The sequence below is a fragment of the Arenibacter lacus genome, from assembly GCF_008711145.1.
Taxonomy (GTDB): domain Bacteria; phylum Bacteroidota; class Bacteroidia; order Flavobacteriales; family Flavobacteriaceae; genus Arenibacter; species Arenibacter amylolyticus.
The window spans coordinates 42102-62144 of the sequence record NZ_VVIN01000002.1 but is presented as its reverse complement, the minus strand read 5'-3'; the positions used below and the strand labels follow the sequence as shown (position 1 = coordinate 62144).

Below are 20043 nucleotides of genomic sequence, written 5' to 3'. Positions count from 1 at the left end.
AATTGGTAGAAGGTCTTTACTTTATCCTGTAATAAACTAATTCTATGGCATCACAACCGCGTCTAGTTCATGGATTCCCCTTGTGATGGTAATACTTTATATTTAAATCTCTTTTTAGAACAGCTAGTGGGCATACAGCAATATTTTCTCAATTTCCAGTGAGAAGGACTCCTCAATTTTATTACCGATTAAAATTGAAATCGCTTGCATTTCCTTTCCGGAATATTTAGGAATGTCTAATCGGTTTCCCCTAAAACCCGGATAAAATTCAGAGAAAGGGATAGTAATAGTTTCCCATTCTCCAGAGGTGATAAAGTTTTGGATATAGGAATATCGTTGGGAGCTTTTTTCCTTTATCCGGAACTGAAAGGATTTTCCGTCTCCCTTAATTCTAAGTTTAACCCCCTTAAAGTTAGAAACTTCCATTAAGGTAAACTCATAACGCATAGAGGAGAATCCGCCATTATTTTCTAAGCGAACCGTACCTGTAAAAATTGCATTCCCCGCAGCACTCATTTTTATTGACCCCTGCGACAATCCGCCCATAACCCCATCATCTACTACAACCCAATTTGAAAGATCCTTGGTGTTCTTAAAATCAAAGATAAGCATGGAGGTTACTTGAGACATGATACTAACCATTAGAACTATTAAAATTTTCATCTGAACTTTGATTAGTTTAATATATTGATTACTAGAAAGATATCATAACATATTTACTTGAATAATGCGTCTATATGTGCATTTAAAGTTTCTACCGTACGGGTAAGGGTCAAATGCATTAATTTTAGGGCGAATTTAAAATATAGCTACTTTACCATTTTACTTATCAAATGAACAAAATGCGTTGGACCGAAGATTTATATGATTACTTGAATAACGAGGAGGATGCACGATCTTGTAAAGAGATCAATGAGGAAGCTTGTCAATACACGCCCAAAAATTATTTTTTAATAATGCTCAGCAATACCTTTACCAAACTTGGTGATACCCTAAGCAATCCCAAAACGGTCTTAACTTGGGTAATGAGCTATGTGAATGCCCCGGTTTATCTAATCAGTTTTATTGTACCAGTACGTGAATCGGGTTCTATGCTTCCTCAGATTGTGATTGCAAGTTATATTAGAACCAAAGAAAGAAGAAAGTGGGTCTATGTGATGGGTAGTATTTTGCAATGTCTTAGTGTAACGGCTATTGGTTTAGTTACACTTTATACTACGGGTAGCAAGGCCGGTTGGATAATTATGTTGTTTCTAATCCTTTTCAGTTTGTCCAGGGGACTGTGTTCTGTTGCCTCCAAAGATGTATTGGGAAAGACCATTCCGAAACAAAAAAGAGGGAAGCTAAAGGGATATACCGCTTCCGCCTCTGGGATTTTGGTATTGTTGGCCGGACTCTATTTAATGTATCAATCCGAAAATGGCGCAGACATTACCTTTTATAGCTACACCCTATTTTTCGCAGCTAGTATGTGGTTGATTGCTGCAATAATCTATGCCATGATCAGGGAGTTTCCCGGAGAAACTTCAGGAGGGAAAAACGGATGGAAAGAAGCTATGGAAAGATTGAATATTGTACGCAGCGATAAAAAATTCAGAAACTTTATGATTGCAAGATCGCTTTTACTTTGTTCTGCGCTAACCGCGCCCTTTTATGTGTTGCTTGCACAAGAAATATTGGGAAAGGAAGGCTATTTATTGGGGTTATTTATCTTGGTAAATGGACTAGCTTCCATATTAAGTGCTCCTATCTGGGGAAGGATGGCCGATGTTTCCAGTAAGAATGTAATGGTGGTTTCTGCCATAATTGCTTCCATGCTAGGAGTAATAATGTTCTTCCTAATCTCTTATGTTCCCTTCCTAAGAAATGCCTCTTGGCTATATCCTACGGCATTTTTTTTATTGGGAATAGCACATAGTGGAGTACGCCTGGGACGGAAGACCTATATTGTGGACATGGCAGGAGGAAATAAACGTACCGACTATGTATCAGTAAGTAATACCATTATAGGCCTTATTCTCTTGGTAACAGGGGGAATTAGTGCTTTAGCATCTATAATTTCCACAGAAGGAGTGGTTTTAGTTCTTTCCTTGTTCGGAATTTTAGGCGCCTATAAAAGTTATAAACTTCCAAACGTAGAATAAGTGAAGTCAGCTAACTTGTTTATTTAAGGAATGACCTATGTTAACCTTATCCCTTCCCTTAACATTGATGGGTGCACCTGATCTTCCTAAGGAATAGGTGCAATTAATCAGATGCCCAAAAATGTCTTCGAATGTTTATCCCCAGTTTGAGACTCAATATTTTGGATGGAATCTAATTGAGCCCCATATCTTTTCATGAATTGACGCTGCAAAGTCTCCATACGTTCCCTAACCCTATCCAAGTCCATGAAATCTTTACCAAATTCGCTTTCAAAGAACCCTTCGTTAAAGAATTGATTGGTAAAGAGGGAATCTTCAACAAATAGGTTTCCAAATCCCTCCCACTCTTTAAAGCTCCTATTGAACTTGGAACGGAAAGACTGTAATATACTATCCGGATGGGTTTGGGGCCAGCTTCCATAATTATCTATGGACGACCAAGAATAAATGGAATCGTATCGTATTAGGTTTCCATGTTCATCAAATTCCTTATCTACCCTCCAAGTTCCTTTTGGTTGTTCAGTAATTTTTTCGATTTGTTCTTTTTTGTGGTCGGCAATTTTGTTTTTCTCTTGTCCTTTACAAGCTGTAGTTAACAATGCGAATACTATTAGTACGATTATTTTTTTCATAATAAATTATTTTAGCATTACGTATCAAAGGGGTCTATTCGATATACTTTTAAACGAGTGAAGCAGGTGGACTAAACTCCCCAATTACTTCCTTGTCACCTTTAAAATTAGTACCGATTAGGGTAAAACATTTTATAAAAGAGGGAAAGGGAGCTTCAGTAGCTCCCTTGAATCCTCTCTTCTTAGGAGATTTTGATAGTTCTTACAGGTTTTTGTTTTGCCTCTTCCTTTTTTGGGAGATGAACGCTTAAGATTCCCTCGTTATACTTAGCCTCTATATGTTCTTCGTTTACAGTTTCGGGCAAGTTAAAACTTCGCTTAAAGGAGGAGTAACCAAATTCACGACGGGTGTAATTCTCTTGTTTATCCTCACTCTCCTCTTCTAGTTCAGCGGAAATGGAAAGTACTTGATTATCGATGTCTATTTTAAAATCGGATTTATTTAGACCAGGTACGGCCATCTCAACAAAATATGCTTCAGCAGTTTCTTTGATGTTTACCATAGGAAGACTTATACCCGAATTGAAATTTTGGGAAAGTACTGAAGGTAACCCACCGTTAAAAAATTCGTCGATCCAAGAAGACCAGACTGGAAGGTTTGAAGTTTTAGATGAATTTCTGCTTGTCAAACCTCCGTTCTTAGGAACATTAACTAAAGTGCTCATAATAATTAAGATTTAAGTTAAACAATAAATTCATTACTATTACAAGCAAAATAAATACCAAATTGGCATAGGACGGAAACGGATACGGATTTTAATATTTCTTTAGAGTTGAGCTGACTTAATTGCAGAAAATACCGGTGTAATTAAGACATAAAAACCTCGTAACACTGTCATTTTGACGCCTTTACAGTTTCTTCCTCAAAACAAATTGCCTATTTGAGATATTGACGTATACCTAACCTTTCTAGGCTAAACTTCTTTGAATGATAGGATTAATAAAAGCCATCTACCTTAATAGAGAAGATGGCTTTATATTAGTATAGAATCACAGTTTTTCCGATACTTTTACCAGATTCCTGTAGTTGATGTGCTTTTTTTAGATTAGCAACAGTAAAACCTGTTAGGGTAGTATTTAAGGTGGGCTTTAATTTACCAGCATCTAATAGTCGGCCAATTTTATTAAGAATCCGATGCTGCTTGTCCATATCATCGGTGTGGTACATAGAGCGGGTGTACATAAACTCATAAGAGAAAGTAACACTTTTATTTTTCAGCAGATTTAAATGCAAGGGTTCAGTACTACCGGTAATGGACACTATATGTCCCTGAGGCTTAATAATTTCTGCGGCCACTTCCCAATAGGCTTTTAGATCAACAAAATCTAAAATATAATCTACTTGGCTATGCCCTAATTTGTCCAACTCTTCCTGTAACGAGCGGTGATCTACTACATGGTTAGCGCCTAGAGCTGTACACCACTGTGCAGACTCGGGCCTAGATGCGGTAGCAACTACGGTTAAATTTCCCACCTTTCTGGCTAATTGTATACAAATAGACCCTACGCCACCGGCACCTCCTATTATCAATACAGTTTTCCCCTGATCGGTTATTGGGTCTACCCTTATACGGTCAAATAGCGTTTCCCATGCCGTTAATCCGGTTAATGGGATTGCAGCAGCTTCTGCAAGGCTTAGCTTTTGTGGTTTAAAACCAGTAATTCTCTCATCTACCAATTGATAAGTAGCATTGCTTCCACTTCTGGTTAGGTCCCCCGCATAATACACCTGGTCCCCTACCTTAAACTTGGATACCTTATCACCGACTTCTTCTACCGTACCAACAGCATCCCAGCCAATAATCTTGGGAGTATCTAAGACCGTATCCTTGGCAGCACTCTGCCTAATCTTAAAGTCGACCGGGTTCACAGAGATAGCAGCTATTTTCACCAATAGATCGTGTCCTTTTGGCTTAGGCTTTTCTATTTCGAACTCTATAAAACTATTTGGATCGGATATGGGTAACGATTGTTTAAATCCTATTGCCTTCATTTATCAGTTGTTTAATTGTTAACCATTACAACTCCAAAAAAAAATGGAGCTGTTTAGGTAGTTGAGCTATTAAGTGTTTCGGGATACATTAAATTACTACAGTTATAGGAATTAGCAAAATGTTGGGTCCATTAAATCCATTGTTTTATTCCTTGAATTAAAAAACGTTTAAATCTTTACTTCCTTAAAGGCTGGCAATAACCTAATTACTAGATATTTAATCAATTAAATGGTTATGTAGGTGATTTACAGAAATGGGGAAAGCAGGCGTACGATTCGCTCCCATAAATGGACATACTTTGGCCGTTGCAACCAGTTAAGGGCATTTATCTCCATGGAATGTTTTAAATCTTCCATAAAAGCATCTTGCATTTTAGTTGCAAAATGATCGCTGTAAAGCATGGCGTTCACTTCAAAATTAAGGTCGAAGCTTCTATAATCCATATTTGCCGAACCCACAATTGCCAATTCCCCATCTATCACCATAGTTTTTGCATGGACAAATCCTTTGTTGTACTGGTATATCCGTACCCCATGTTGCAATAACTCGGTATAATAAGACCTAGCGGCTGTATTCACCATTTTGGAGTCCGAAATACCAGGGACCAATATTTTTACCACTACCCCACTTTTTGCAGCTATAATAAGTGCATCCATTAAACTCTCTCCAGGAATGAAATAGGGACTGGTAATTAATATTTGCTCTTTTGCAGCCCCAATTGCCTGAATTAAGGAGTAATAAATAACGGGCAAGGTAGAATCGGGCCCAGATGGTACAATTTGCACCAATTTTTGCGCAATCTCCCCCTCCTCTACTATGGGTGGGAAATATTTGTGCATAAATTCCAACTTGTTTTCACTGCAAAAATTCCAATCACACAGAAATACGTATTGTAAGTATAGTGTAGCATTGCCTTGAATCATCAAATGAGTATCTCGCCAATACAATCCCTTACCTTCTTTAGTGTCGTTTCTGTATTTATCACTGATATTGATCCCCCCTATGAAGGAGGTTTTACCATCTATTACTATGATTTTTCGGTGGTTGCGGTAGTTAAGGCGACTGGCCAAGGCGTACCATTTTATTTTATAGAAGGGGGCTGTCTCTACACCAGCATCGGTTAATCTTCTTAGAAACTGGGTCCCTAGGTTATGACTTCCAAAATCGTCGTACAAGAAACGGACTTCCACCCCCTCTTGTGCTTTTTTAATCAATACCTGTGCTATGGCATTCCCTGTTGCATCGTTCTCATAAATATAATATTCTATGTGAATGTGAGACTGGGCAGCCTCTAAAGCTTTAAGGAGTTGTGGAAATTTCTCCTCTCCATTAAATAAAAGCTTCACTGTATTGTTGCCGGTTAAAGGGCTGTAGCTAGACTTGCGGATAAATTCTACTAGGTTCCGATGCTTATCTGGGATGAGTCCAGAATTCAATATTCCGGAAGAATAGGTGAAAATCCTATTTTTTATCCCTGCACGCCATTTATCGTTCTGTACTATTTTTTTGGTATAGAGCTTTCTTTTCCGATAGTTGACCCCAAACCAGAAATAGAACAATATACCCACAATCGGAATGAGGCCAATGAATAGGATATACGCAAGTGCCTTTGCCCCACTTCGGGTGTCATACAGCACGCGGAGGACCACCAAAAATACTAAGAGTAGGTAGGCAAATTCCACGATTAATATCCAATTCATAAATAGCTTCTAATAGATTTATATAGTTTTGCACTATCGTCACCTGAAACGAACGGAGATCTGTGCATAATACATGGTTTGTATGAGGTCCATTACCCATATTTATCATTTATCTTTCCCTGCCATAGACAAATATTCTAAAGTGAAACCTTGTCTCCTGATAGAATAAATATAGGCATAACCCAACGATTAATAGAGGGTAGCAGCTATATTTAATCGATACCAGTGATTAGGGCAAAGTGTAAACTGCTTTTATCCTTTTTCAATAAATAAATTAAAAGCTTTGAAGTGGATAATGATGGTATTGGGTCATAATTTATTAAATTTATAGGGGTCTCTATAAAATGAAACCCGCTAGTGCTGCACTTCCCCCTCTAAAAGACCCAATTAGTATGAAGCCATATTATTCATATCTACCATTCTCAATACTGGTGAAAAAAGGGAGTTTCCTTTTCCTCTCTATTGTTTTATTGGTGGGCTGTAGAGCTTACAAGAATTCTTATGCGGTTAAAGGAGAGGAAGTGGAGCTGATACTTCTGAAAGCAGAAGATTCCTTGGTAACAGAGGAAAACCAAGGGTTAATGACTCCTATTTTTGGCTTACTTATACCCCAGGTTATTAAGTGGGGAGTTAGCGGTACAAAAACATTGATCCATAAGGAAGCGCAAAAATATACGGCTTCGTATGCCGAAAGTAGATCTGGGAATGACTTTTATATCCCTGGGAGTGGAGAGAATATTTTACTTCCAAAATACAGGGGTTTTGAATTGAGAAGATACGCAAGGATTTCCCACAAAGAGGAAAATACTACCACGTCTGAACTTGCCAGTAATTTTATTTTTCACTTCGATTTAAATCCCGAAAAAACTTTTATGTCCTTAAACCCAACAGAGGTTGCCGTGTATTTTGCGAAAGCCAAATTAAACCAAGGCGATGAAAATTTGGATGTATTGCTCACTGTACGTTTGGTTTCTACCTGGGTAGATGCCGGTCAATCATTCAATAAAAAAGAAATTGCCAGTTTTGAATATCGTTTCTCCAATATGGAGATAGGCAATCCATACGATGAAAACAGTCCTATGCTAGCAAAACACCAAAATAATTGGTTCCCCTTGCTCCCAGTGTCTGTAGACCGCCATAACAAGGTAAGGGATTACGGTTATTTTGACATCCATGTAACCGTTGTGGAGACCGATGATTTTGGAAAAAGACTGGAGAAGTATAGCACAACCATCTCTACCAATAGCGATTTAATTGAGGCGCTACTAAATAGATTGGTAGAGTGAGGTAGATCCTGACGACTACTGCTTTGAAACTTTCTTACTTCCTATAAATTACATTCATCTACAAAATACATGCGGATCTTCCCGTGATTTTTCACCTGGATTTCCCCTCGATAGTCACTTTTACAATCCGATTTTACAAAATCGTAGGTGTTTTGTGAAATATTGATTTTCCCCGGGACGGACATAGATTCCATTCTAGAGGCTACATTTACCGTATCTCCCCAAATATCATAAGAGAATTTTTTGGTCCCTACGATTCCTGCAACAACAGGTCCCGTATGAATCCCTATTCGGATATTAAACCTAGTTTCCGATTCTTGTTGGGCATTTTTGGCATTTATAACAAAATCGCGAATTTCAAAAGCAGCCTGTATCATTCTACAGGCGTGATCCTCGGAGGGAAAAGGGAGTCCGCCTGCACACATATAGGCATCCCCTACGGTTTTTATCTTCTCCAACCCATATTTTTCCATAATCTCATCGAACCTGGTAAAATAAAAATCTATACTTTCTACCAGTTTTTCGGGAGGTAAATTTTCGGCATAATGGGTAAACCCTACGAAATCTGTGAACAATACAGTAACGGATTCAAACTTTTTGGCTTCTACACTTCCATTTAGCTTTAATTCTGCGGCAGTTTCTTCGGGGAGTATATTGAGAAGTAGCTTTTCCGATCGGTCCCTCTCACGCTCTATGATCTGTTTTGTTTTTCTTATATATCTATAACGCCTATAGAGTCCGAAAGCCAAAAGCCCAATTAAAAATAAGGCGATGGCCGTCGCAATAACAATTACCTGTTGGGTTTTTTGACGCTGGTTTAAGAGGTCTACTTCTATTTGCTTTTGAGATACCTCATATTTGGTGCGCATATCGGCCATTTGTTGAACGGCTGTTATGTTCTTTACACTATCCCGGTAAACAATATGTTGTTTGTAATAATCAAAGGCCACACTAGGCATCCCTTTTTTGTCGTATAAATCTGAAAGTTGTAAATAGGCAGCACTTATTTGATCTTTTAGCTCGTATTGTTCAGCAAGTTTTAGGCTATTAAGGGCATAACCCAAGGCAGCATCCCAATCGTTTCGTTCCATGTAGATGTCAGACATATAGGTGAGATAAACACAAATAGGATAGTAATCGCCCAGGGTTTCCAAAAGGGTAATGGCCTCGGAGATTTTCTTTTCCGCAATGATAGGTTCTCCTAATTGGGCGTAGGCCAATCCAATATTCCCTAAGTTATATGCCAAGCCAGTTTTGTAATCCAAGGCTTTAAAAATAGCTCCAGATTCCTTAAAAAATATTAGGGCTGAATCTGGCTTAGCCATATTCACGTTGTATTCATCTCCTAGATTTTCCAAGGCTACGGCATAATTCAAGGAATCTTTCAGTTCCTTCATTATTTCAATGGCATTCTTGTAATTTAAAATGGTGTTGCTGTGATTCCCCATAATGGAATACACATTGGCAATGGCGATATACATCAAGCCCAGTTCTTGGATTAAATTTTCCTTCTTTGCAAGTTCTACCCCCTTGAAGTAACTGGCCAATCCCTCACTAAGATCTCCCTTTAGTCTAAGTGAATTTCCCTTTTCTTTATAAGCAGTAAATATATACCGCGTGCTATCAAGTTCTAAGGCTGTTTTTAGGAGTTCTTCACTATAGAGTAAGGACTTTTCAGGGATAGGGTGATATTTTGCCAAATCGGCTAAAATCTGTAGGCGATCATGAGGGCCATAGTTACCAGAAAGATAGATGGACTCAAGACTATCGGCAATAATTTGATTCTGGCCATAGCTAATGGAAGAACATGCTAGGCATAGGCTAAAGTAGAAAATCCTTAATTTAAGACAAAGCCATAGGTTCCCATAGACGGAGGAAGTACACCAACCAATAGGAGAATTAGACTTACACCCTAATTTTCGGATCAATTTCATAGGTATTACCCTCTAGACTAAATTGAATGATGTATTTATACGTGTTGCCCTTAGTGTTCTTTTTTACCTTCCCTTTCACCTTTTTTCTAGGGTGATCTTGCCCCCTTCTACCGTTAAGCTTTCTACTTCTAAATATATTTCTTCGGTGGGGATTGTCAACATCATCTTCTATGATTATTGCTTCTATATCTATAGCCTCTCCCTCTTTGGTAACACCTTCCCAAGCAATTTCATCCTCTTCATTTACAATAATAGTGAAGGTCTCAGGATCATCTTCATTTTCTGTTTCAGTTTCATCGCTTACTGTAAAGGAATAAGCTTTCTTGTTGTTGCCCTGGTCCAAATACTCCGGATCTACGTGCAGGGTTACAACATGTGTAATTTGTGCATAGGTAATACCTTGGAACATCAGCAATGCCATTACTAATAAAACGAAATAGTTCTTAGAGGTACACATAGTCGGACATATTTATAGATTATTCTCCTTAAAGTAGTATACAAATACTTTGGTAGGTCTAAAATTAGGACGAATCACCCCTTTTAATGTCCGGAAGGGAGTTATTAATTATCCAATGTAACAAATTGGCACAAAACAACTCATTAAGTCTATGAAAAAAATGAGGAAAGGAGAATCTGTAAAACAATTTAATGAAGGGTATTTAGTATCTTGTAGTAGTTCTTGCATAAAGGTGTTGGAGCAATACCCCCTTAATAGATATATAAGCTTTGATTTATGGACCAACCACAGCAACCACCAAAAGAATTACATACAGAAAAACTAATGCCACCCTATAGAAGAGGAAGCCATACGGAAGACTTAGTAGATCATTATTGGGGAAGTATCAATTATGTCTTTGGACTCATTAAAGCCTCGGAAATAAAGGCCGGACTCATTCTCTCTTTTTATGGTATTTTGTTTAATATTATTTATCTAAATCATGCTCACATTTTGTCTACAGCCAAGGAGTATACCTATATCTACCTATTAATGGCAGTATGGACCTGCCTTACCATAGCGTCTATTTATTTTAGTATTCGCTGTTTTATGCCCAAGATTGAGGGGAAATTTGATAAGAATATGTTTTTTTTCGAAGATGTAATTACCAAGTATGGTGGGATAAAAGAATTTTCAAAAACCTTTTATAAGGTTAGTTTGGATGAGGTGGAGCTTTTTGATCAATTGGGACAGCAAATTTATGTTAATTCTAAAATCGCCGATGCAAAATTTAAACTTGTAAATAGAGCTATTCGCTTCTTGGCTTTTAGCCTCCTGTTATTGTTTCTTTTACTAGTTTCCGGAATTTTTATTTCGGTTCTATCTGAATAAGGCTTCCCAAAAAGCCAATCCCCGATTAAAAGGCAAAAAAAAAAGCCTGTCACATTACGTGACAGGCTTTTATAAACATTCAAATATATCTTAGTCGATTACTTTTACGTTTACTGCGTTCAATCCTTTTTTACCTTCCTGAAGATCAAAAGAAACTTCATCGCCTTCGCGAATCTCGTCAATTAATCCAGAGATGTGTACAAAATGATCTTTTTCTACGCCTTCTTCAGTGATAAAACCAAAACCTTTAGTGTCATTGAAGAATTTTACTGTTCCTTTGTTCATTGTAATAATAATTAAATTGTAAATACTTTAAGTATGCAAATGTGGTGACAATAATTTAGAATTCAGTAATTTATTTGATTTATTTCATTTTTTTTTCAAATTTGCCCTATTTTTTAGAGCAGGAATCTCAGCCCTTATCCTTTTTTTTGCTACAAAATATCCTCTGTAAATCTTAGTAGCTACCCCACCTAAAGCCTTCTTTCCCTAAGACTCCCACTGTTTTTAACCTTTAGCCACCGTAGCTAAGATGAAACCTATGAACCCATAAAATAAAAATCCCATTTTTAGAGACCTGTTGTAAGGTAAAGGGTTATTTTTGCCCACTTAATTATCAAGAATCTCCAAAAAGGGATAGCAACCTGCATTAACGAGCAAGGTGCTAAAGGGATAAGCCAAATGGATTTGGAACCAATGTTACCCCTATTTCCATGGCCAACCCGCTTCTTTTTGAAATTCCATTAAACATATCAAATGGCATCCCTAAAACAACCCAGCCCCAATTTTTCAGCCTTAATTCCTCTATTGGTTTTTGTATTTACTTTCTTAGGCGCTGGGATCTACCTAAATGATTTTTACGCTTTACCTTCCCCCATAGCGGTTATTGCCGGAATTATAGTTGCCTTTTTAATTTTTAAACGGTCTATAAATTCTAAAATTGGGACGCTGCTGAAAGGATGTGGAGATGATAAGATACTGACCATGTGCCTTATTTATCTCTTGGCCGGGGCTTTTGCCGCTATCACCGAAGCTACAGGTAGTGTAGATGCCATTGTTAATTTTGGATTACATTATATAGACCTCCAATATATTTATTTTGGAATTTTCATTATAGCCTCCTTTTTATCCATATCCACTGGGACCTCCGTAGGCTCTATAGTCGCTTTGGCGCCAATAGTAGTAGGCTTTGCCGATGCTGGTAATGTTTCCCTCCCAATTATGTGCGGTGCCTTATTGGGGGGCGCCATGTTTGGAGATAACCTATCATTAATTTCCGATACCACTATTGCAGCTACCCAATCTCTTGGCTGTAAGATGAGTGATAAGTTTAAACAGAATATTAAAATTGCCCTACCGGCTGCACTTTTCACTATCCTAATCCTCATTATTCAAGGATTGGGGGTCCAGGACCAAGATGCCGAAGTGGTTTCCCAAAACTATTCCGCTATAAAAATTATGCCTTATTTATTGGTTATTGCCCTATCTGTTTTAGGGGTTAATGTTTTTGTAGTGCTGCTTTTAGGTGTTCTGTCCGGTGGCGCACTAGGAATCCTGTATGGGGATTTCACGCTACTGGAATCGACTAAGATTGCTTATGTTGGATTTACCAATATGACGGAAATATTCTTGTTGTCTCTTCTTTCAGGTGGTTTGGCTGCTTTGGTAGCAAAAAATGGGGGGATTGCCTATATTCTTGAAAAGATAAAGGGCCTAATAAAAGGTAAAGCTTCTGCACAGTATGGCATTGGAGCCTTGGTAGCAAGCGTTAATATGGCGATCGCAAACAATACGGTATCTATTATAATTGTAGGATCTATTGCCAAAAAAATAAACGATGACTACGGGTTAGACAATAAGAAAACTGCTTCTATCTTGGATATTTTCTCTTGTATATCACAAGGACTACTACCTTATGGTGCACAGGTATTGATGATTTTAAGCCTTTCGAAAGGAAGATTGGATTATTTAGAACTCATCTCTAACAGCTGGTACCTTTATATTCTTTTAATTTGGACGCTACTTTTTATCGGTATTAGGCCATTATTCGGCAAAAGACAAGCCCTTGTTAATTAGATACCTTCAATTGGGAGCTGTATTTTATAGTGATTTTATCCTTCGATAATATAAACTATTCTTTCGGACACCAATAGGCTCCCTTCGTCCCAAGCCTCTTGGATTTTAGTTGGATAATGCTTTATATAAGCGCTTCAGTCTATGGGAGGCTATGCCTGTATAATTATGAGAATAAAAAAAGCTAAAAAGACTGTGAGGTCATTATTATCTGAACGTTAAAAAACGATGCGACCATGAAAAACAACAGATTCCACTGGTCTAAAACAGAATTGAAAATTTATATTTTGCTGCTTTGTGCCAATGCAGACGCTAGGGTGTCGGCCGAAGAATTGGAATTTATAAAATCTAAAATTGACGGGGGAACCTTTGATCGCGTGTATGCCGAATTTTTAAATGATGATGAGGACAGTTGTATAGAGAAAATTGAAAATGGTATTGCTGTATTCGATTATTCCTATAAAGAACTAAGCCAAATTAAACAGGAGGTTATGACGGTGTTTAAAACGGATAAGAACTTTCTTTTAAGTGAAGATAGATTGCGTCAGCACCTTGATAATATATTATACTAACACGCACTATAAACACAAGGCGTATAATTTTATCTTATCCTTATTCATTATCTTTAAACAGCTAAAATTTCATCCAAAAATTTAAATACCCATCATACTTGTTTTGAAGAGATATAAGTTTAATCTCCCCCAACAGTTATTCCCCCAGTTTATTTTGCACAATCGCATACTAGTCCCCTTTTACCAAGGCTTCACACGGTACTAATTTCCTGTTAAAGTCGGATTAGAAAAATGAATGTTCATTCAGTTTTGCTACTTTCGCAATACCTTTGGTTTTATATCTCCAATATATGGATGGTAAACCACCTTAATCCAATATGTTATGGTAAAACTTAAAAAAAGTATTGATAAACGGAATGCTTTAATGGAAGCGACTATCAGTTTAGTAAACAACAATGGCTTTCATGCTGCCCCAATGTCCAAAATTGCAAAAATGGCCAATGTGTCCCCAGCTACTATTTACCTATACTTTGAAAACAAGCAAGATTTAGTAAACAAGGTATACTTGGAAGTAAAATCGCAATTTACTTCCTATGCCTTTGAAAACTATGATCCTAAATTACCGGTAGAAGCCGGATTTGAAATTATCTGGAGGCGGATTGCCGATTTCAAGCTAAAGGAAACAGAAGAAGCTTTGTTTTTAGCCCAATGTGACAATACCCCTATGATTTCGGAGGATAGTAGACAAAAAGGATTGGTGCATTTGCAGCCGCTATTAGATTTATGGGAGCGCGGACAAAAGGAAGATATTATTAAACCCATTTCCCCCTACCTACTCTACGCATATACTATAAACCCATTGTCTTTTCTTATGGTGATGCAAAACCGAGGTGCCTTTAAAATAGATGAGGTAGATTTGGAACAAGCGTACCGGGCAGCATGGAACAGTATATCGGTTCCAAATAGATTTAAATGAGTTAAGCTAAAAACTCCTTATTAAGTATAATAATCAGTATTCAATAATAATTGAATTAAAATAGAACATTATGACAAAAACAATACTATTAAACCAGCGCCCTGTGGGCACCCCCACTTTATCGGATTTTAAACTTATAAGCACAGAGGAAGAACTGCAACCCCAGGAGGGAGAAATGATTTTGGAAACCACTTATATATCCGTAGACCCCTATTTACGGGGTAGAATGAGCGATGCCAAATCGTATATCCCTCCTTTTGAATTGGGGAAACCTATCACTTCTGGCGTGGTTGCCAAAGTAGTGGATTCCAAAAACGATCAGTTTAAAGAAGGGGAATTTGTATCTGGGATGTTAGAATGGAAAACGAGTCAAATTTCCACAGGAGAGGGCTTATTAAAAATAGACGGAAATAAGGCTCCCCTTAGTGCTTATTTGGGCATATTGGGTATGACGGGACTTACCGCCTATCTCGGCCTTACACAAATTGGAAAACCAAAAGCGGGAGAAACCTTAGTGGTTTCGGGAGCTGCAGGGGCCGTTGGAAGCGTTGTGGGACAGATTGGAAAAATATTAGGTCTCAAAGTAGTGGGTATAGCAGGTACGGATGAGAAGGTAGCAATGCTGGAATCCGATTTTGGATTTGATGTCGCTATAAATTACAACAGTACCGAAGATATGACTGCCGCGCTGAAAAAAGCCTGTCCCAATGGAATTGATATTTATTTTGACAATGTAGGCGGACCCATATCCGATGCAGTACTCTTTAACATTAACCGATTTGCACGAATGATTATTTGCGGTGCTATTTCCGTATATAATAATACCGAACTACCGAAAAGTATAAGTGTACAGCCCTTCCTAATTAAAAATAGTGCCTTAATGCAAGGGTTTATCGTCTCTAATTACGCTGACAAATTCCCTGAAGCAATAGAACAATTAGCAACATGGCTAGCAGAGGGTAAGTTATCCTATACGGAAACTATTGTAGAGGGATTTGAAAGTACGCCCCAAGCATTTCTAGACCTTTTTAAAGGAAAGAACAAAGGGAAAATGATTGTTAAAGCATAATGATTTTAATAATCGATAAATGAATTACTAATCTAAAAAATTAAGAAGATGAACATATTATTTGTATTAACATCCCATGATAAATTGGGCGACACTGGCAAGAAAACGGGTTTTTGGATCGAGGAATTTGCCAATCCCTACTATACCTTATTGGATAAGGGCGCAACCATAACCTTGGCTACCCCCAAAGGTGGCCCTGCCCCTATTGATCCCAGCAGTGACACTCCAGATGCGCGTACGGAGGATACGGAGCGTTTCAAGAAGGATCCGGAGGCGCAGGAAAAAATTAAAAACACCTATAAATTAGCCGATATAAAAGCGAGTGATTATGACGCCGTTTTTTATCCAGGTGGTCACGGTCCCTTATGGGATTTGGCAACGGATAGTACGTCTGTTCAACTTATTGAAAGTTTTAATAATCAAAAGAAACCTATTGCTTTTGTCTGTCACGCACCAGCCGCACTAAAAGAGGTTACTAGCAGTGAAGGCAGTCCTTTGGTAAAAGGAAAAAAAGTAACGGGATTTACCAATTCTGAGGAAGCTGCGGTTCAACTTAAGGATGTGGTTCCATTTTTGGTAGAGGATATGCTAAAGGAAAAGGGAGGTATCTATTCCAAAGCGGGAGATTGGGAGGCTTATGCGCTTCAAGATGGAAATTTAATTACAGGGCAAAATCCCGCTTCCTCCAAATTAGTGGCAGAAAAGCTACTAGAGGCCTTAAGTAAATAGGTTATTACAATTATATTACGCTATAATGGGTAATTAGCAGGTTTAGCCTCTATTTCACTTGGGAAAAATAGAGGCTAAACCACTACTTATAGTCAAACTCTTCCTTTTTTAACTACCTGAGTAAATTCTGGAACGTAACTCTACAATGCTTATATTAATAAGATCAATTCTTATGGTTTTATGTTTTGATTGACCTTAAACAAGTTAGTGGGATCGTATTTTTGCTTCATTTTTACCAGTCGATCATAGTTGTGTCGGTAGCTAGTTTTTACCCGATCTTGTCCCTCATTCATCATAAAATTTGAATAGGCTCCTCCTGCCGAATACGGATGAAGGGCTTTCCAATAATTTTTACACCAATCTGTGATGAGCTCCCTATTTTCTGGATTAGGGTCTACCCCCACAATAACACCCGCATAGCTAGCATCCCTATAGGCCCAGGCAGTATCCTCTGGCCCAACTCTACTGGCAGCACCTAGTATTGGGTATAAATGCATCTGGGATAAAACGGTCGGAATTTTAGAACCATATTCCAAATGAGCCTCCCGTATTTCCTGCCCTAATTCATTAAAAAAGTCGGCCCTCCAATACCATTCCAGGCCTGGAGGAAGCATGTTATCAAATAAAGTTTGAATAGAAGGATACGGCATTTCTCCAACATGTTGAAATATGGGGTTAAGATCCAAAACCTCTTTAAAGAGCGCGTCAAATTTATCGGGATCCCCAGTATAACACCACACAATTCCACAAAACTGTTTATTGTGTAGGAATTCTGGAAAAGGAGGTCCAGGTATAACCATCGTAGCTATAAATCCATTTAGATCATCCGGAGCACTCCTGATAAATTTATCGTACCACGCCATAATTTCCGCTACCTGTTCTATTGGCCATAGGGTTGGCCCACCAATTACAGTTTTAATGGGATGAGCCTGAAATTTAAAGGAGGTTACCACCCCAAAGTTTCCTCCACCCCCACGGATGGCCCAGAATAAATCTGAGTGTTGATCTTTGTTTGTCGTTACAAAACTACCATCCGCCAAGACCATATCGGCCTCCACTAAATTATCAATGGTAAGTCCAAATTTCTTGGAAAGATGACCTACTCCTCCACCAAGTGTTAGGCCCCCAACGCCAGTGGTAGATATTATTCCTGAGGGAATAGCCAATCCAAAGGCATGGATAGCATGGTCTACCTCGCCCCATAGGTTGCCCCCGCCTACCCGTACCGTATTATTGGAGGTATCCACGCGGACATTTTTGAGACCCGATAAATCTATAACCAGGCCATCATCACATATTCCCAAACCACCTCCATTGTGTCCCCCAGATCTCACGGCAATCAATAAGTTGTTTTCTCGCCCAAAGTTAACGGAGGCTATTACATCGGCTACATCAACACATTTTACTATCATTCCAGGACTTTTATCTATCATCCCGTTATATACCTTTCTGCTACGATGATAATCTTCGTGAGACGGCATAATTACCTCCCCCTTTATTTGCTCCGTAAAGGAGGCTACAATACCCGTATCCATATCTACAACCATTTCCATAATTCAATAATTTAACTGTTCGTTTTTATTATTCTTTTTCTATTAGCATTATTGATGAATTAATGCTTAGTGACCTTTGGAAAAGCATCCAAGGGTTCTTCAAATGCAATAAAAAGCACACATGGATCTTTCCCGAGACATTTTGCGGTATGTAGTTTATTGGCAGGTCCATATGCATAGGTGCCAACTTTCATTATTTTCTCCTTCTCGCCTTCATAGGTAACTTGTAATTCACCTGAAACAAGAATCATTCGCTCTGCAGAACTGTGATAATGTGTGGGAATGTCATAGTTTGGCGGGACTTTGAAGAAAATATCCACATTCTTTTTAGAAGGGTCCCCATGTAATACAGCTATGGTGCAACCTTCTGGCATAAAATCTGGACAGGGTCCCCACTGCAGCTCCTTGTCCTCATGGGTTCTTAACTGCGAGGATTCTTCCCCCATTTTCATTTCATCCTGTCCGTAAACTTCACATCCAATTAAAAAGATGGATAGCAGCAAGACTGTTTTAATTTTTAAAAAATTGATCTTGTAATTCATGACTTGGAATTTAGAGGTTAATACAATAATTAACTAGTTGATTCCCTCCAACTCTACAGTCTTCCAAAAGTATAGATTGGAGGAATTGTGCAACCATTTTATCATTCCCGCTCATAATATTCTACGAGGTGTGGGAAGTGTCGAATCAGTAAAACAAGGGCGGTTGGTTTTTTATTTTATACGAGGGGGAGTATTACATCGTAGCAGTTTTATAACAGCACCACTACAAGTTTCTTTAAAAAGAACACTAGCTGTTTTTGGGTGATAAACACTGCTTTAATGTAAAAATATTGATAATATAAGGCAGGAGCAGCTAATTTTGGTTCAAAAAACAACAAAATGTAAGCAACCTAATATTATGGGTGTCAACAACTAAACGGTGTAATTTTGAATGTAGCTGGAAGGAAGGATGCCAAACCTATCCATAAAACATTTTGAAAAATAGGCTGGACTATTAAAGCCAGTGGTAAAGGCGGTCTCCGAAATATTCTTATTGTTTTTTCTTAACAGCTCCAGTGCCCTTTCCAAGCGGTACTCCTTTATAAAGCTATTGGGCGACTTTCCGCATAGGGCTTGCATTTTCCTATATAATTGGGACTTACTGTATCCTAAGTTCTTACTGAAATTATTGGAACTGAAGCTTGCATTATGCCATTCCTTCTCAGTATAATCCATAATGCGATCCACTAATTTTTCCTCTCCTGTTGTGAGCGTCTTTATATACTTATGGGTTAGTTTTACATTTAAGTTTTCACTTTCGTATAACTCCCCTACCTCCGGAGATAGCACAACTTTATCATGAATAAGAGCGCTAAATCGCTCTGCTAGTTTAATAGTGTCCTCAAAAATACTTTCTTTCTCAGTAACAGGTACTCCCGCATGCAGTCCGATGCTCAATTGGGCATCTTTACCTCCATTAGAGGCCAGTGGCGTAAGCTGAGTGTAAATTCCCTGGGCACAATGCACGGCTTTGCTGACGGAAGAAAAGGAGGCTAGAAAATAATCTGATTTTTGTTTAACTATACGCCCTTTTAATTTAGCTATGGAGGTTAAAATGGACGTAATGTTTGATTGTATCTTTTGTTGAAATTGTTTAGAATGTGCGGAATTGAATTTAACCACGCGTAATCGTATCACCATTATGGTTCTAAAAGCGGGGTCGTTGATGATATTTAACGTGGTGTTTTGAGATTTCTTAGGATCTTCAATCCGCCCCAAAAAAGATTCTACAATGCTTCCGTCCACTTCAATAATTCTATGGGGAACATCACCGTGTGCATGGTTATGCATGTCTTGGATGGCCTTTTTATTGGGTGCTTTTATCAAACAAAAGGCGGTACGTCTTTTCTCATCGCACCAATAGGTCATTCCCTTGCAATTATAAAGGTGTTCGATTTTTAAATCTTCCCTATGCATTTTTGCCACGTGTTCTGCGGTAATGGATTCGGGAATGTCATGACGATCCATGTAAATTGACATAGGCATATTTTTATACAAGTTAGTGATTTTAATTAAATTATAAGACTAATTAGGTGTTTTTGAGTTCCTAAAATCGGATATTCTATTTAAAAC

19 protein-coding genes and 1 riboswitch are annotated in these 20043 nt (G+C 38.2%); of the genes, 8 read left to right on the top strand and 11 right to left on the bottom strand.

Annotation, left to right across the window (positions count from 1 at the left end):
• Window positions 1-123 precede the first annotated feature (123 nt).
• On the bottom strand, window positions 124-663 hold the full coding sequence (locus F1E73_RS01320) for a CIA30 family protein (RefSeq protein ID WP_223883332.1): 540 nt from the start codon (window positions 661-663) through the stop codon (window positions 124-126).
• A gap of 179 nt (window positions 664-842) precedes the next feature.
• Between F1E73_RS01320 and F1E73_RS01315 the strand changes: the two genes are divergently transcribed.
• Window positions 843-2144, top strand: a complete 1302-nt coding sequence (locus tag F1E73_RS01315; RefSeq protein WP_223883331.1) for an MFS transporter — start codon at window positions 843-845, stop codon at window positions 2142-2144.
• 107 nt (window positions 2145-2251) lie between these two features.
• Here F1E73_RS01315 and F1E73_RS01310 read toward each other — a convergent pair whose 3' ends face one another.
• The 4 genes from F1E73_RS01310 to cls all read right to left on the bottom strand — a co-directional run bounded on the left by F1E73_RS01310 (window position 2252) and on the right by cls (window position 6470).
• Window positions 2252-2776 carry a hypothetical protein gene (locus F1E73_RS01310; protein ID WP_191088972.1) on the bottom strand — a complete coding sequence of 175 codons (525 nt, stop codon included), beginning with the start codon at window positions 2774-2776 and terminating at the stop codon, window positions 2252-2254.
• 182 nt (window positions 2777-2958) lie between these two features.
• Window positions 2959-3279 (bottom strand): Hsp20/alpha crystallin family protein, encoded by a 321-nt coding sequence (locus F1E73_RS01305; protein ID WP_223883330.1) that lies wholly within the window; start codon window positions 3277-3279, stop codon window positions 2959-2961.
• 476 nt (window positions 3280-3755) lie between these two features.
• Complete coding sequence (locus tag F1E73_RS01300) at window positions 3756-4769, bottom strand: zinc-binding alcohol dehydrogenase family protein (RefSeq protein ID WP_150450901.1); 1014 nt, start codon at window positions 4767-4769, stop codon at window positions 3756-3758.
• 246 nt (window positions 4770-5015) lie between these two features.
• The gene (cls, locus tag F1E73_RS01295; RefSeq protein ID WP_150450900.1) at window positions 5016-6470 is read right to left on the bottom strand and encodes a cardiolipin synthase; all 1455 of its coding nucleotides are present in this window, start codon (window positions 6468-6470) and stop codon (window positions 5016-5018) included.
• A gap of 392 nt (window positions 6471-6862) precedes the next feature.
• Here cls and F1E73_RS01290 point away from each other — a divergent pair, with 392 nt between their 5' ends.
• Complete coding sequence (locus tag F1E73_RS01290; protein WP_150450899.1) at window positions 6863-7756, top strand: hypothetical protein; 894 nt, start codon at window positions 6863-6865, stop codon at window positions 7754-7756.
• Between the two features lie 41 nt (window positions 7757-7797).
• On the opposite strand, the gene F1E73_RS01285 is transcribed toward F1E73_RS01290, so the two are convergent.
• Window positions 7798-9690, bottom strand: a complete 1893-nt coding sequence (locus F1E73_RS01285) for an adenylate/guanylate cyclase domain-containing protein (RefSeq protein ID WP_150450898.1) — start codon at window positions 9688-9690, stop codon at window positions 7798-7800.
• Window positions 9662-10147: a hypothetical protein gene (locus tag F1E73_RS01280; protein ID WP_086476743.1), complete on the bottom strand. Its 486-nt coding sequence runs from the start codon at window positions 10145-10147 to the stop codon at window positions 9662-9664. Before F1E73_RS01280 ends, F1E73_RS01285 begins: the two co-directional genes overlap by 29 nt.
• Window positions 10148-10423: 276 nt before the next feature.
• Here F1E73_RS01280 and F1E73_RS01275 point away from each other — a divergent pair, with 276 nt between their 5' ends.
• Window positions 10424-11017 (top strand): Pycsar system effector family protein, encoded by a 594-nt coding sequence (locus F1E73_RS01275; RefSeq protein ID WP_223883329.1) that lies wholly within the window; start codon window positions 10424-10426, stop codon window positions 11015-11017.
• A 90-nt stretch (window positions 11018-11107) separates the two neighbouring features.
• Here F1E73_RS01275 and F1E73_RS01270 read toward each other — a convergent pair whose 3' ends face one another.
• Window positions 11108-11302: a cold-shock protein gene (locus F1E73_RS01270; RefSeq protein WP_086476741.1), complete on the bottom strand. Its 195-nt coding sequence runs from the start codon at window positions 11300-11302 to the stop codon at window positions 11108-11110.
• 323 nt (window positions 11303-11625) lie between these two features.
• Window positions 11626-11724, top strand: a riboswitch (SAM-I-IV-variant riboswitch).
• 49 nt (window positions 11725-11773) lie between these two features.
• On the opposite strand from F1E73_RS01270, the gene F1E73_RS01265 reads away from it, so the two are divergent.
• The 5 genes from F1E73_RS01265 to F1E73_RS01245 all read left to right on the top strand — a co-directional run bounded on the left by F1E73_RS01265 (window position 11774) and on the right by F1E73_RS01245 (window position 16376).
• Entirely contained in the window at window positions 11774-13093 is a 1320-nt protein-coding gene (locus tag F1E73_RS01265; protein WP_086476740.1) for a Na+/H+ antiporter NhaC family protein, read from the top strand.
• Window positions 13094-13326: 233 nt separating this feature from the next.
• Entirely contained in the window at window positions 13327-13662 is a 336-nt protein-coding gene (locus F1E73_RS01260; RefSeq protein ID WP_086476739.1) for a hypothetical protein, read from the top strand.
• Between the two features lie 322 nt (window positions 13663-13984).
• The gene (locus F1E73_RS01255; protein WP_150450897.1) at window positions 13985-14578 is read left to right on the top strand and encodes a TetR/AcrR family transcriptional regulator; all 594 of its coding nucleotides are present in this window, start codon (window positions 13985-13987) and stop codon (window positions 14576-14578) included.
• 70 nt (window positions 14579-14648) lie between these two features.
• On the top strand, window positions 14649-15647 hold the full coding sequence (locus F1E73_RS01250; RefSeq protein ID WP_086476737.1) for an NADP-dependent oxidoreductase: 999 nt from the start codon (window positions 14649-14651) through the stop codon (window positions 15645-15647).
• A 48-nt stretch (window positions 15648-15695) separates the two neighbouring features.
• Complete coding sequence (locus F1E73_RS01245; RefSeq protein ID WP_150450896.1) at window positions 15696-16376, top strand: type 1 glutamine amidotransferase domain-containing protein; 681 nt, start codon at window positions 15696-15698, stop codon at window positions 16374-16376.
• A 170-nt stretch (window positions 16377-16546) separates the two neighbouring features.
• Here the strand turns inward: F1E73_RS01245 and F1E73_RS01240 are convergent, their stop codons facing one another.
• The 3 genes from F1E73_RS01240 to F1E73_RS01230 all read right to left on the bottom strand — a co-directional run bounded on the left by F1E73_RS01240 (window position 16547) and on the right by F1E73_RS01230 (window position 19950).
• Complete coding sequence (locus F1E73_RS01240; RefSeq protein WP_150450895.1) at window positions 16547-17929, bottom strand: FAD-binding oxidoreductase; 1383 nt, start codon at window positions 17927-17929, stop codon at window positions 16547-16549.
• A gap of 59 nt (window positions 17930-17988) precedes the next feature.
• The gene (locus tag F1E73_RS01235) at window positions 17989-18471 is read right to left on the bottom strand and encodes a cupin domain-containing protein (protein WP_223883328.1); all 483 of its coding nucleotides are present in this window, start codon (window positions 18469-18471) and stop codon (window positions 17989-17991) included.
• A gap of 372 nt (window positions 18472-18843) precedes the next feature.
• Entirely contained in the window at window positions 18844-19950 is a 1107-nt protein-coding gene (locus F1E73_RS01230; RefSeq protein WP_150450894.1) for a nickel-binding protein, read from the bottom strand.
• Window positions 19951-20043 lie beyond the last annotated feature (93 nt).

Excerpts from the sequence above, each read along its gene's own strand:
- F1E73_RS01320 (WP_223883332.1), bottom strand. The coding sequence starts at position 663 with ATGAAAATTTTAATAGTTCTAATGGTTAGTATCATGTCTCAAGTAACC.
- F1E73_RS01315 (WP_223883331.1), top strand. The coding sequence starts at position 843 with ATGCGTTGGACCGAAGATTTATATGATTACTTGAATAACGAGGAGGAT.
- F1E73_RS01310 (WP_191088972.1), bottom strand. The coding sequence starts at position 2,776 with ATGAAAAAAATAATCGTACTAATAGTATTCGCATTGTTAACTACAGCT.
- F1E73_RS01305 (WP_223883330.1), bottom strand. The coding sequence starts at position 3,279 with ATGGTAAACATCAAAGAAACTGCTGAAGCATATTTTGTTGAGATGGCC.
- F1E73_RS01300 (WP_150450901.1), bottom strand. The coding sequence starts at position 4,769 with ATGAAGGCAATAGGATTTAAACAATCGTTACCCATATCCGATCCAAAT.
- cls (WP_150450900.1), bottom strand. The coding sequence starts at position 6,470 with ATGAATTGGATATTAATCGTGGAATTTGCCTACCTACTCTTAGTATTT.
- F1E73_RS01290 (WP_150450899.1), top strand. The coding sequence starts at position 6,863 with ATGAAGCCATATTATTCATATCTACCATTCTCAATACTGGTGAAAAAA.
- F1E73_RS01285 (WP_150450898.1), bottom strand. The coding sequence starts at position 9,690 with ATGAAATTGATCCGAAAATTAGGGTGTAAGTCTAATTCTCCTATTGGT.
- F1E73_RS01280 (WP_086476743.1), bottom strand. The coding sequence starts at position 10,147 with ATGTGTACCTCTAAGAACTATTTCGTTTTATTAGTAATGGCATTGCTG.
- F1E73_RS01275 (WP_223883329.1), top strand. The coding sequence starts at position 10,424 with ATGGACCAACCACAGCAACCACCAAAAGAATTACATACAGAAAAACTA.
- F1E73_RS01270 (WP_086476741.1), bottom strand. The coding sequence starts at position 11,302 with ATGAACAAAGGAACAGTAAAATTCTTCAATGACACTAAAGGTTTTGGT.
- F1E73_RS01265 (WP_086476740.1), top strand. The coding sequence starts at position 11,774 with ATGGCATCCCTAAAACAACCCAGCCCCAATTTTTCAGCCTTAATTCCT.
- F1E73_RS01260 (WP_086476739.1), top strand. The coding sequence starts at position 13,327 with ATGAAAAACAACAGATTCCACTGGTCTAAAACAGAATTGAAAATTTAT.
- F1E73_RS01255 (WP_150450897.1), top strand. The coding sequence starts at position 13,985 with ATGGTAAAACTTAAAAAAAGTATTGATAAACGGAATGCTTTAATGGAA.
- F1E73_RS01250 (WP_086476737.1), top strand. The coding sequence starts at position 14,649 with ATGACAAAAACAATACTATTAAACCAGCGCCCTGTGGGCACCCCCACT.
- F1E73_RS01245 (WP_150450896.1), top strand. The coding sequence starts at position 15,696 with ATGAACATATTATTTGTATTAACATCCCATGATAAATTGGGCGACACT.
- F1E73_RS01240 (WP_150450895.1), bottom strand. The coding sequence starts at position 17,929 with ATGGAAATGGTTGTAGATATGGATACGGGTATTGTAGCCTCCTTTACG.
- F1E73_RS01235 (WP_223883328.1), bottom strand. The coding sequence starts at position 18,471 with ATGAATTACAAGATCAATTTTTTAAAAATTAAAACAGTCTTGCTGCTA.
- F1E73_RS01230 (WP_150450894.1), bottom strand. The coding sequence starts at position 19,950 with ATGTCAATTTACATGGATCGTCATGACATTCCCGAATCCATTACCGCA.